11 protein-coding genes are annotated in these 12366 nt (G+C 44.5%); 5 read left to right on the top strand and 6 right to left on the bottom strand.

The annotated features are described in order from the left end of the window. Nucleotides 1-8: 8 nt before the first annotated feature. Both RJ01_RS01090 and RJ01_RS01085 read right to left on the bottom strand, forming a co-directional pair. Nucleotides 9-1574, bottom strand: coding sequence for a PAS domain-containing sensor histidine kinase (locus tag RJ01_RS01090; protein WP_034169778.1), 1566 nt, complete (start codon nucleotides 1572-1574; stop codon nucleotides 9-11). Nucleotides 1575-1601: 27 nt separating this feature from the next. Beyond that, nucleotides 1602-2237, bottom strand: coding sequence for a response regulator (locus tag RJ01_RS01085; RefSeq protein WP_005233474.1), 636 nt, complete (start codon nucleotides 2235-2237; stop codon nucleotides 1602-1604). Nucleotides 2238-2454: 217 nt separating this feature from the next. Between RJ01_RS01085 and RJ01_RS01080 the strand changes: the two genes are divergently transcribed. Further along, a complete protein-coding gene (locus tag RJ01_RS01080; protein ID WP_034169777.1) occupies nucleotides 2455-3507 on the top strand; it encodes a serine hydrolase in 1053 nt (350 codons plus the stop codon). 58 nt (nucleotides 3508-3565) lie between these two features. Here RJ01_RS01080 and thrC read toward each other — a convergent pair whose 3' ends face one another. The 4 genes from thrC to xerD all read right to left on the bottom strand — a co-directional run bounded on the left by thrC (nucleotide 3566) and on the right by xerD (nucleotide 8023). After that, the gene (thrC, locus tag RJ01_RS01075) at nucleotides 3566-4705 is read right to left on the bottom strand and encodes a threonine synthase (RefSeq protein WP_034169776.1); all 1140 of its coding nucleotides are present in this window, start codon (nucleotides 4703-4705) and stop codon (nucleotides 3566-3568) included. A 57-nt stretch (nucleotides 4706-4762) separates the two neighbouring features. Continuing rightward, nucleotides 4763-6067 (bottom strand): homoserine dehydrogenase, encoded by a 1305-nt coding sequence (locus tag RJ01_RS01070; protein ID WP_005233480.1) that lies wholly within the window; start codon nucleotides 6065-6067, stop codon nucleotides 4763-4765. Between the two features lie 127 nt (nucleotides 6068-6194). Next, nucleotides 6195-7007: a DsbC family protein gene (locus RJ01_RS01065; RefSeq protein WP_034169775.1), complete on the bottom strand. Its 813-nt coding sequence runs from the start codon at nucleotides 7005-7007 to the stop codon at nucleotides 6195-6197. Between the two features lie 98 nt (nucleotides 7008-7105). Next, complete coding sequence (gene xerD / locus RJ01_RS01060; RefSeq protein ID WP_005233484.1) at nucleotides 7106-8023, bottom strand: site-specific tyrosine recombinase XerD; 918 nt, start codon at nucleotides 8021-8023, stop codon at nucleotides 7106-7108. Between the two features lie 176 nt (nucleotides 8024-8199). Here xerD and RJ01_RS01055 point away from each other — a divergent pair, with 176 nt between their 5' ends. From RJ01_RS01055 to murD, 4 genes are all read left to right on the top strand, one after another. After that, complete coding sequence (locus RJ01_RS01055; protein WP_034169774.1) at nucleotides 8200-8460, top strand: FeoA family protein; 261 nt, start codon at nucleotides 8200-8202, stop codon at nucleotides 8458-8460. After that, entirely contained in the window at nucleotides 8457-10313 is a 1857-nt protein-coding gene (locus RJ01_RS01050; protein ID WP_034169773.1) for a ferrous iron transporter B, read from the top strand. The genes RJ01_RS01055 and RJ01_RS01050 overlap by 4 nt, the downstream gene beginning before the upstream one ends. A gap of 57 nt (nucleotides 10314-10370) precedes the next feature. Further along, nucleotides 10371-10622 (top strand): DUF6587 family protein, encoded by a 252-nt coding sequence (locus RJ01_RS01045; protein WP_005233488.1) that lies wholly within the window; start codon nucleotides 10371-10373, stop codon nucleotides 10620-10622. A 380-nt stretch (nucleotides 10623-11002) separates the two neighbouring features. Next, the gene (gene murD, locus RJ01_RS01040) at nucleotides 11003-12349 is read left to right on the top strand and encodes a UDP-N-acetylmuramoyl-L-alanine--D-glutamate ligase (protein ID WP_034169772.1); all 1347 of its coding nucleotides are present in this window, start codon (nucleotides 11003-11005) and stop codon (nucleotides 12347-12349) included. The last annotated feature ends 17 nt before the right edge of the window (nucleotides 12350-12366 follow it).

Below are 12366 nucleotides of genomic sequence, written 5' to 3'. Positions count from 1 at the left end.
TATTCCTTTTATGCTGTTACACGTTGACAGCTAATCCGAAAGCATGCGCCCTGTTCTTGTGAAATGTAGTTGAGTTGTGCCTGATTGGCTTCACAAAAACTGTGTGATAAATATAGTCCGAGTCCCGTTCCATGGATAGACGTGCTGAAAAAAGGTTTAAATAATAATTCCTGATCATGGGTGGCAATACCAGAGCCAAAATCCCGAACATCTATCCATACCTTATGTTCATATGGGTGAATATTCAATTGAATATGAGATGAATCTGGAGAATTGTGACGGATAGCATTACGAATCAGGTTAATTAGAATCTGACGTAACTGGGCTTCATCGAACTGAATAGCCAGTGGTACATCAATATTAAATTGAATCTGATCTGCCACATCTGCTAAATCTTCCTGAATAAACAGTGGTATAAACTCATTCAGCTGAATCACGACCGGATGGGTTTCTTTATTCTTCACCATATTCAAGGTGTCTTGGATAATCCGGTCAATACGGGTAGCCTGTCGGCTGATCATCTGATGCAGGACCTGTTGCTGTTCAGGTTCAGAATCGAGATAAAGATCATTGGCCTGTACAATGGCAGCTAGAGGATTGCGAATTTCATGGGCAATACTGGCGGAAAGCTGACCTAAAGCAGCAAGCTTTAACTGTTGCACCTGCTGATTAAGTTTGCGGGCATCTTGCAGCACAAGCAGAGTCAGAGTCTGGTGCGGCACAATCAGCTTTTGTACCTGCACGTGAATATTATAACGACTCTGTTGGGATTCAAATTGAAACCGCTCGCCATTTTCCAGATTTTCAAAACGGATCAGTTCAAACAAGTCATTTTGAGATTGGTATAACGAAAATCTTTCATGGGCATACATTGGCTCAATGCCGAGCAGATGACAGGCAGCCGGATTACTGAGCACCACATGGTAATTCTCATCTAAGACCAGATAGCCGGTTTCAATCTGTTCCAAAATATAGCGGTTAATATTTTGTAAGCGATATAGTTCCAGCGATTGAGAAAAATTCAGGTTTTCCAAAATCTGAAAGCGCCGTACCGCAATTTGTCCCGAGCCATAGACGACAAAAAACAGAAAGGCCAGCAGGGCACTGTTTCCGATATTGGTAAGGGAAGAAAAAGCAAAAATACTGCCGATAAAATGCTGGTAGATAATACTAATCACCGCAATCAGAGTGATGATCAGGGCTTTCTTGGCATCCAGTAATAATGAAGCTGAAAAAATGGTAATAACAAAAATCAGTCCGAGATGGACATTTGGACCCTGACTGGCCAAGGTCAATAAACTGAGAAAAAAGACATCGCTGGCAAAAATTAGAATGAACTGTGGCTGAATCAGGCGCTTTACCCATCTTAGTGTAAACAGCTGCACAGTATTGACGGCGACGCCAATCATTAAGGCGTAGTGATAGAGTTTAGGATACTGATAATCCGCAGTCATATCAGGATAAGTCAGCAGAAAAATCAGCAACAGACCCGTGCTGATAATCAGGCGGTAGGCGCTATACCATAGGCCCAGATGATATTGATTTAGTTCAGAATAACTGGATGTTTGCGCCATAGAGACCGCATTAAGCAGAGGGTTAAATTAAGGTTTAATCAGGCCATAGCGCATTGCAAGATGGGTCAGTTTAACATCACTATCAATATTCAGTTTTTCGAAGATCCGGTAACGGTAAGTATTGACTGTTTTAACACTCACAAACAGCTTATCGGCAATTTCCTGCGCGCTGATACAGTTCACCACCATCATGGCTACCTGCATTTCACGTTCAGACAGTGCGTCGAAAGGAGACTGCTGTGTATCAGACAGGTAGGAGCTGGCCAACTGTTCTGCGATATCAGCACTGAAATATTTACCGCCCTGCATGACTTTATTGATGGCACGAACCATCTCTGATACAGGTGCACCCTTGGTGATATAGCCTTTGGCACCTGCCTTAAGTAAAAGAGAAGGATAAGGCTCTTCAGCCAGGCCACTCACCGCAAGAACTTTGGTTTCAGGAGCAGTCTGTAGTAAACGGCGTGTGGTTTCTACACCACCGATACCTGGCATGTTGACATCTAATAGAACCACATTGGGATGATGCTGACGGACGAGGGTAATTGCTTCTTCACCAGATTCAGCCTGTCCAATCACCTGAACATCCGCATGGTCTTCCAGCATTCTGCAAATTCCAGTACGAACTAATTCATGGTCGTCGACAACTAAAACTGTGATCACCTAGACTCTCCCTCTATTAAAAAATCATTTTTTTGTTACATAAAGCAAAATAAGCTTGCAATGAAACTACAAAATTAGCAATCCTATTCGCAGATTAAATCTGAAACTTATCACATAGTGTCAAGAACAAAAAATGTTCGGCATTGTGTTTAAATGTAAGGCATATTAGAGGTAATACGCAAATCAATCTTACCTCTGTTAGTTGAGTGAAGGAATAGTGAAGAAAATAAACAAGTCTTTAAGGCATCTACTCGGCCTGTCCGTGTTAATCAGCATGAGCACGACAAGTTTTGCTGAAATCATTATGAATTCTGGCACAACAGAGGGCGGATCCAGCATCAGCTGGTCTTCTGATGAAGTCAATCAGCTCATGAATGATAATTTGAGCGTATCTGCTGCAGAACCTTCACCACCAGGTTCTGCAACTGTTACGACGACGATTCGTCAGGGCGGTGCACCAGCACCAGTATCGACAAAACCTGTGCAGATTATTGATAATAGTCATTTTAGTAATCAACCTCCTGTAAGTGCGCGTGCAGCTTTGGTGATGGATTCACAGACGGGTGAAGTGTTATTCAGTAAAAATACCAATAATGCTTATCCGATTGCGTCGATTACCAAATTGATGACTGCAGTGGTGATTTCAGATGCGCGTTTGAATATGTCTGAAAAAATTACTTTGCAACAGGCTGATTTTTCCTGTGCAGGCTGTAAGAGCTCAAGTTCTACCTTAAGAGCCGGGGACAGCATGAATCGTGCTGAAGCTTTATTATTTGCTTTGATGAAATCTGAGAACCCAGCTGCAGCTGCATTGGCGCGTACCTATCCAGGCGGTCGTGCAGCCTTCATTGCGAAGATGAATGCCAAAGCTAAAGAGCTGGGCATGAATTCAACCCATTATATGGAATCTACCGGCCTGCATCCTGGCAATGTGTCTTCTGCACGCGATTTGGGGATTCTGGTGAATACCGCTTCACAGTATGGTCTGATCCGTCAGTTCTCTACTACTGCTAGCTATGATTTCAACCTCGGCTATCGTGTATTGAAATCGAACAACACCAATTCACTGGTGCGTAATGGTGGCTGGAATATCAACCTGTCTAAAACCGGTTATATCAATGAAGCAGGACGTTGTGTCGTTATGCACACGACCTTGAATAACCGTCCTGTGGTGGTCGTGGTATTAGGTGCGGATTCAACTGCTGCACGTACCAATGATGCGACTCGTCTCATGACCTGGGTGTCTAGCTTGCCTAAACAACGTGTTTAATCTTTTTTAAGCGCATATAAAAAGCCCTGCAATTGCAGGGCTTTTTTGATTCTGTATCTTACATATTAGAAAGAATTGATTCACGAACCTGTTCTAAAGTTGCGTCAATTGAAAGCATTACGGCATCAGAACATTGTTTGATCGCAGTATCCGGATCTTTCAGACCGTTACCAGTTACAGTACACACGATCACAGAACCTTCAGCAATTTTACCTGCTTTAATATCACGGATTGCGCCACCGATAGACGCTGCAGATGCAGGTTCTACGAATACGCCTTCATACATAGAAAGAAGACGTTGAGCTTCCAGAATCTCGGCATCAGTCAGTTCATCGAACCAGCCTTTAGAATCACGAACAACGGCTTTCGCATGGTTCCAGCTTTGTGGATTACCAATACGAATTGCAGTTGCAACAGTCTCAGGATTTTCAACAGGTGCACCACGAAGGAAAGGTGCAGCCCCAGAAGCCTGGTAACCTACCATTGTTGGCAGACCTTCAGGTTTAGGGCCAGTGAAGGCATCAGTGGCAGCATCGTAAACCACTTGCTCAAACTCGCCAGCAGGTTGATTCGCAACAGCTTCGGTATAACCCATCCAGTGTGCAGTAATGTTACCCGCATTACCCACTGGCAGGCAGTGGTAGTCTGGTGCACGGCCCAATTCATCCACGATTTCGTAAGCAATGGTTTTTTGACCTTGCAGGCGGTACGGGTTGATTGAGTTAACAATCGTCACAGGTGCTTTATCAGCGATTTCTTTTACCAGATGCATACCGTCATCGAAGTTACCGCGGATTTGCATGGTGATTGCACCGTACATCATCGCTTGTGCCATTTTACCCATAGCAATTTTGCCTTCTGGGATTAAAACAAACGCCTTGATACCTGCACGCGCTGCATAAGCTGCTGCAGCAGCTGAAGTATTACCTGTAGAAGCACAGATAATCGCTTTAGAGCCTTCTTCAACTGCTTTTGTTACCGCCATGGTCATACCACGGTCTTTAAATGAACCAGTCGGGTTTAAGCCCTCGTACTTCACATAAATTTCAACATTTTTGCCAATAATGCGCGGAATATTCGCAAGCTTAATCAGTGGCGTGTTACCTTCACCCAGAGAAACGGCTTTAGTAGTTGCAGACACTGGTAAACGGTCGCGATAGCGGTCAACTAAACCAGTATAACGATTGGCATTCGACATGATGATGTTCCAATTGTGTGTAGAGCTTGGCAAGGGGAGAGTGTCCCCTCGACCCGATTAATTATCAAGCGATTCTAAACGAATTCGTACAATTTCGCCATGAATGACAGGAAGAGCTTGAATTTGTTTTAACGCTTCATCCATTTTTGCTTCCTTGACAGGATCAGTCAGGATCACGATAGGAATAAGATCTTTCAGACGTGACTGCTGCAGAATTGCATCAATACTGATGCCTTCGCGGCTTAGAATAGAGGTTACTTCAGCCAGTACTCCGGTTTGATCTTCAGCATTGATCCGGATGTAGTATCCAGTCGTCATTTCTTCACGTGGCAGGATTGGCAGGTCACTTAAGCTTTCAAAAGCCAGTTGTGGAATTGTACCAGCACCGTCTTCAGTATAAGAAATATCACGTACGATATCCACGACATCTGCAACTACTGCAGAAGCTGTAGGGCCCGCGCCAGCACCCGCACCGTAATACAGTGTAGGACCAACCGCATTGGCTTGAACTAGAACTGCATTTTTCACACCATTGACATTAGCGATCAATTGCTCTTCAGGAATCAGGGTAGGATGCACGCGGAGTTCGATACCGGTTTCAGCACGACGCGCAATACCGAGGTGTTTGATACGGAAGCCCAAGTCTTCAGCATATTTCACGTCTTGTGCAGTAATTTTGCTGATGCCTTCAGTAAAGACTTTATCAAACTGCAACGGAATACCAAAAGCAATAGAGGCCAGTAATGTCAGTTTATGTGCTGCATCGATGCCTTCTACATCGAAGGTTGGATCGGCTTCTGCATAACCCAGTTCCTGCGCTTCTTTCAGTACATCAGCAAAGGCACGGCCTTTATCTCGCATTTCAGTCAGAATGAAGTTGCCTGTACCGTTGATGATGCCAGCCAGCCAGTCAATCTTGTTGGCTGCCAGACCTTCACGCATCACTTTAATAATTGGAATGCCGCCAGCCACCGCTGCCTCGTAAGCAATTTGCACAGCGTTGTCATCGGCAAGTTTGAACAGTTCATTCCCATGTTCAGCCAATAAGGCCTTGTTGGCAGTCACGACCTGTTTGCCATGCAGAATGGCTTCTTTAATCACTTCATAAGCAGGGTGAATACCGCCCATGACTTCAACCACTACATCTACATCAGGTTGACGTACGATGTCGAGCAGATCTGCACTTTGTTTGACTGATTCAGGTAGATCCAGATCAGGACGCGGGCGACGCGTACCAACATGGGTAATTTGAATTTCACGACCGGTGCGACGTTTAATCTCAGCAGCATTTTCTTTTAATAGTTTAAGGGCACCACCACCCACAGTACCAAGACCGAGGATTGCCAGACGAACTGGTTTCACGTCACACTCCAAATATAAACAGTTTTTTACGAGAGCCTAGATCATAGCTAAAAAAGCGGCCTGACTCTAGGGTCATTTCAGAATATCTTTATCTATAAAATAAAGTTAAATAACTAATTAAAATGAGTTATTTAAGTCGATCCAATAATTCTGATGTGCTCATATAGCCACCGAGATAAAGTCCTTCAGAACTGTATACACCCGGGGTGCCATTCACACCAATATTAAGACCCATTTGATATTGATCTTTCACAGGATTTTTACAAGTAGTCGGCGTGATAGATCCACCGGCAATGGCTTGGTCGAAGGCTGCACGACGGTCGGAATTACACCAGATGGCTTCCATGGCAGGCATATGCTGCTCGCCACGTGGCCAGGCAATATAACGTACTTCGATACCTTTGCTGTTCATCTCATCCATCTGCTCATGGAATTTGTGACAATACGGACAGCTGACATCGGTAAACACATAGATCACATGTTTGGTTTTACCTTTGGCTGGGTAGATCAACAGGTCTTCCGCTTTAAGGTTTGCAAAGATTTTCTTGTTCACGTCAGATTGCAGGGTTTCGCTGACATTATGCAGCTCTTTGTCTCCAAGACGGATGACATCACCCTGAATCAGATATTTGCCATCATTTGTCACATAGACGGGTGCCATACCTTCCAGGCTGACCCAAGACATGTTTGGTACTTCTGTGGATTTAATACCAGTGATTTTTGCGTTAATCCCCGCTTTTTTGAAATGACCTTCGAGCGTTGAAATCAGGCGTTGCTGTGCATTGCGTTCGCTAAGGTTAGAGGCTTCACCCGTCGCAGGTGCACTTGCTGTAAGCGTATCTTGCTTTTTATCTGAATTATTGGAATTGGAACATGCGCTTAGTCCCAGACCGGTAGCAAGCAGACAAGCGATAAAAATTTTGGTGCGGGCAAATGTCATAATAACCCTTTTTTCTTGGACTAAAAACAGAGCATTAGCATAGCAAAAAAAGATAGAGCTACGTCAAACTTCTCAGTTTATTCTATTTGAATCAGCTCTTAAGCCCGTGGATGATGGGTTGCGTGCAGTTGCTGCATTCTGACTTGTGCCACATGGGTATAGATCTGTGTGGTGGATAAATCACTATGACCTAGCAACATTTGTACTACCCGTAAGTCAGCGCCATGATTAAGTAAATGCGTGGCGAAGGCATGACGCAAAGTATGCGGAGACAGTTCAGCCTGAATTCCGGCTTGTAGTGCATAGCGTTTAATGGCATACCAGAAATTCTGCCGGCTCATGATGCTGCCATGCTGGGTGAGGAACAGATAATCAGTCGCTGTTTTATACAGTTGCGGACGTGCCTCTTGCAGGTATTTTTCTACCCATTCACAGGCCATCTGTCCCATTGGTACCAGACGTTCTTTATTACCTTTACCGACAATACGCAAATAGCCTTGTTTTAAATTAATCAGATCGAGACGCAGGTTAATCAGTTCCGTCACCCGTAAACCACAGGCATAAAGCACTTCGAACATGGCACGATCACGTAAACCGAGGGCAGTATTGATATCGGGTACATGAATCAATGCTTCGACATCAGCTTCAGACAGGTCTTTGGGCAGGGCACGGCCCAGTTTTGGTGTTTTATGGGCAGCGACCGGATTGTCACTCCGCAGTTTTTGTTCCCGCAGGAATTTATAAAAAGAACGTAAGGCGGACAAACATCGTGCAATTGAACGTGGACTTTTTTGCTGTTTGGTCAGTTCAATCAGCACATCGGAAATATCATCATGATCCCATTCCGGTAAAGGTTTAACCAGACATTCGGCACACTGGATCAAATCAGACAAATATGCATTCCGGGTATGGGGACTCACTGTCTGAGCAATCAGATAATCACGAAAACCCTGTAAGTAACTGAAAGCTTCAGGAATCTGAACTGGACTAGGAATGCGAGGTTTTTTATTCAGCATGATGTTTAATGAAGATAATTTTTAAAAGCGAGAAGCCTGATTGCTATTCTCCACTCTAGTTTAATTTTACGAACATGTCGATGTGCTATACAGCCAAGAAGAAATGTAATTAATACTTATTTGTTAATTATTCTCATTTGTTTGTATACTGTAAAAAAGTCTTAGGAATTTTCACGGTGCGTTTGTCTGATTTGAAAGTAAAACAAACTGCCATCATTCGAAAAGTTAATCGAACTACTGATGGTAAAGGCGCTTCCCACGATGTTGTGGCCAGTCGCTTGGAAACTTTAGGTTTTGTACCAGGGACTCAGGTACAAGTCATTACCAAAGGTATTTTTGGTGGGGATCCGATTCTTATTCAGGTGGGGTTTACGCGTTTTGCTTTACGAAAATCGGAAGCGGCCAAGATTGAAATTGAACAGGGAGCGGCGGCATGAGTGATACCTTACGTATTGCCCTTGTCGGTAACCCAAACTGCGGTAAAACTTCTTTATTCAACCATTTAACCGGATCTCGTCAAAAAGTCGGCAACTATGCCGGGGTTACGGTTGAGCGTAAAGTCGGGAATTTTACACTGCCTTCAGGCAAACCGGTACGTGTACTGGATCTGCCAGGAACTTATAGTCTGGATGCGACCAGCCCGGACGAAGAAATTACCCGTAATGTGGTTCAGGGTAAAATTGCAGAAGAAGGCCAGCAAGATACTTTCCTGTGCGTGGTAGATGCAACAAACCTAAAACTGCATCTGGGACTGGTACTAGAAATGATTCAGCTGGGTCGTCCAATGCTGGTGGTGCTGAACATGATGGATGAAGCACGCCGTCGCGGGATGCAGATCAATACCCAGAAACTGTCTGAACGTCTGGGTGTACCTGTGGTTGAAACTGTTGCCGTGCGTACTTCAGGCATTGAAAACCTGAAAAATGCACTGGATAAAAACAAGTTTTCTGCTCCGCAAACTGAACTCAGCGGTTTGAGTGGCGATTACCATCATCAGATTGCCAGTATTCTGAAAGATGTGGTGAATTATGCCGATCAGGAAGATAAACGTACTGAGTTCCTGGACAAGATATTCCTGCATCCGGTATTGGGCCTACTTAGCCTAGCCATCATGATGTTTGTGGTGTTTCAGGCGGTCTTTGCCTGGGCTGCACCATTTATGGACGGAATTGAAACTTTCTTCGGCTGGCTGGGCGAGTACATGGGTGGACTGATCGCTCATCCTTTATTAAACAGCTTGGTGGTTGACGGGATTATTGCCGGTGCGGGTGGGGTCGTGGTCTTCCTGCCGCAGATTCTGATTCTGTTCTTCTTTATTTTGGTTTTGGAAGAGTCCGGGTATTTACCACGTGCCGCTTTCCTGCTAGATAAATTGATGTTTAAGGCAGGTCTTTCGGGTCGTGCTTTCATCCCTCTATTGTCCAGCTTTGCCTGTGCCGTGCCGGGGATTATGGCTTCAAGAACGATTAGTGATCCACGTGACCGTCTGACCACAATTTTTGTAGCACCACTGATGACCTGTTCTGCACGTCTGCCAGTATATGCGTTGCTGATTGCAGCCTTCATTCCTGAGCAAACCGTGTGGGGCTTCATGAACCTGCAAGGTCTAGTGTTATTTGGTCTGTATATGGCCGGTATTCTAAGTGCACTGATTGTTTCCTTTATCCTGAAATTTTTCCATAAAGACAAGTCTCAGCACATGCTGTTGATGGAGCTGCCAAGTTACCGTTTCCCGGATGTTAAAAACGTCTGGATTGGTTTGCTTGATCGCGGCAGAATCTTCTTGAAGCGTGTCGGTGGCATCATCTTTGCGTTATCTATCCTGCTTTGGTTCTTGTGTACGTTCCCGCAACCGCCAGAAGGTGCAACTTTACCGGATATCGATTATTCCTTTGCCGGGATGCTCGGTCATGTGATGCAACCTATTTTTGCACCATTGGGCTTTAACTGGCAGATCTGTATTGCACTGATTCCGGCGATGGCAGCGCGTGAAGTTGTCGTGGCAGCATTGGGTACGGTTTATGCCTTGTCTGCAGTTGATGAAGATGCCATGTCTGAGGGTCTGGCGGCACTGATTAGTGGCGGCGGTGATTTGGGCTGGTCGATCGCGACCGGCTTGTCTCTACTGGTCTGGTTTATTTATGCACCACATTGTCTGGCGACCTTAGCCACTGTGAAGCGTGAAACCGGTTCATGGAAAACGGTCAGCTTTATGACCTTCTACCTGTTTGGTTTGGCATATTTCATGTCATTCCTGACTTATCAAATTGCATCACATTATTTGGGTTAAACTGGCTGAAGGGAAACCTTGGCTAGATCTGAATGATCATGTGAATGGGAGATTGAGATGATTGAAATTCTGATTGTAGCGGTACTGGTTGTCTGGAGTGCACTAGTGGTATTTAAAAAGGTATTTCCGAATACTTCACGCTCAGTCTTCCAGAAGTTGTCTGATGCCTGTGCAGTCAAGGGCTGGCATACGCTGGCGAAATGGTTAAAACCGGCTATGGCCAGTGGCTGTGGTGGTAACTGTGCCTGCCCGGCATCGGAACAAAGCTCAAATCCAAAACCTAAAGCTCAGGCAGTGAAATGGAAGTAAATTTTCATTCTGTTTGAGAATAAAAACTGAGCATGCAAATGAGTAGGGGGAGTTTAGAAATAAGCTCCCTCATTTTTTTATTTTTTAGAAACTTATTGATTTATCTGGGTGAGAAGAATCCACTATTTTTCTATATATGAATGGAAACGTTATCTGATTTTCCTTTCAAGTTATGGATAGCATGGTCTTAACTTTTATTCCCATAATGACGCCAATAAAAATTTATTAATTATTAAACCGATTAAAGATGAAGATTGAACGATATTTTTTTACGCCCTGACACAAAAAATGCCAGAGAAAGTCAAAACAGAAAAAGCATTCAAAACAGCAAAGTGCTACCATTTCGTCAGTTTTAAAATAGACCAGAAAATGGGGCGAAAATGTTAATACAACGTGGTGGATTAAAAGTCGTTGCAGGACTCGGAATTTCAGGGGTTGCAGCGGTTAACTTCTTACATGACCAGGGCTACCGCGTTGCAGTAACGGACTCAAGAGCTACCCCACCGGGACATGACCAGATTCCTGCGGAAGTACAGACCAGTTTTGGCAAGTTTGACCAGAATCTGTTGCTCTCTGCCGAAGAAATTATCATCAGTCCGGGACTCGATCCAAAACTGCCTGAGATTCAAGCAGCATTGGCACAAGGTATTCCTGTGGTAAGTGAAATCCAGATTTTACGTCGTGCGACGGATAAGCCGATTGTGGCCATTACCGGTTCAAATGCCAAAAGTACCGTAACGACTTTAATTGGTCTTATGGCAGCGAATGCGGGTAAAAAAGTGGCAGTTGGGGGGAATCTTGGTCGTCCAGCACTGGATCTGACCAAAGATGATCCTGAACTGTATATTTTGGAATTGTCGAGCTTCCAGTTAGAAACCACATCAAACTTGCAGGCTGAAGTGGCTGTTGTTCTGAATATGAGTGAAGACCATCTGGATCGTCATGGCGACATGATGGGTTATCACACCGCCAAACACCGTATTTTCCAAGGTGTAAAAAAAGTGGTGTTTAACCGTGATGATTCACTGACCCGTCCACTGGTTCCAGATGCAATACCGATGCAGAGCTTTGGTTTGAATGCACCGGACATCAACCAGTACGGTATTCTCAAAGATACAGACGGCACAATCTGGCTGGCACGTGGTCGTGAACGTCTGCTCAAAAGTTCTGACATGTATATTCAAGGTACCCATAATGTGGCAAACGCCTTGGCTTGCTTAGCTTTAGGTGAAGCAATTGGCCTACCAATGGACATTATGCTGAACACTTTAAAAACCTTTAAAGGTCTGGAACACCGCTGTGAATTCGTTAAAGAAGTCAATGGGGTACGTTATTATAATGACTCCAAAGGAACCAACATTGGTGCAACACTGGCAGCACTTGATGGTCTGGGCATGGCGATCGAAGCTCAAGGTGGCAAGGTTGCTATTATTCTTGGCGGTCAAGGTAAAGGCCAGGACTTTACTGCTTTACGTGACTCATTATCTAAGTATGCAAAAGTAGCCGTATTGATTGGTGTGGATCGCCCAATTATTGAAGAAGCGATTGCGGGTACGACTGAATTGATTCATGCGGAAAGCTTGCAGGAAGCAGTAGAAATTTGCCAGAAGCGCACTCAGGCACATGATGTCGTGTTATTGTCTCCTGCATGTGCAAGTTTTGACATGTTCTCCGGTTATCCGGAACGTGGTCGCAAGTTTGTGGCCTATGTGAATGAACTCAATTAAGAATAACAAGGATTCGT

Origin of the sequence: Acinetobacter sp. YZS-X1-1 (assembly GCF_000804305.1) — a bacterium.
Taxonomy (GTDB): domain Bacteria; phylum Pseudomonadota; class Gammaproteobacteria; order Pseudomonadales; family Moraxellaceae; genus Acinetobacter; species Acinetobacter variabilis.
This window is presented reverse-complemented; position numbering and strand designations above follow the sequence as displayed.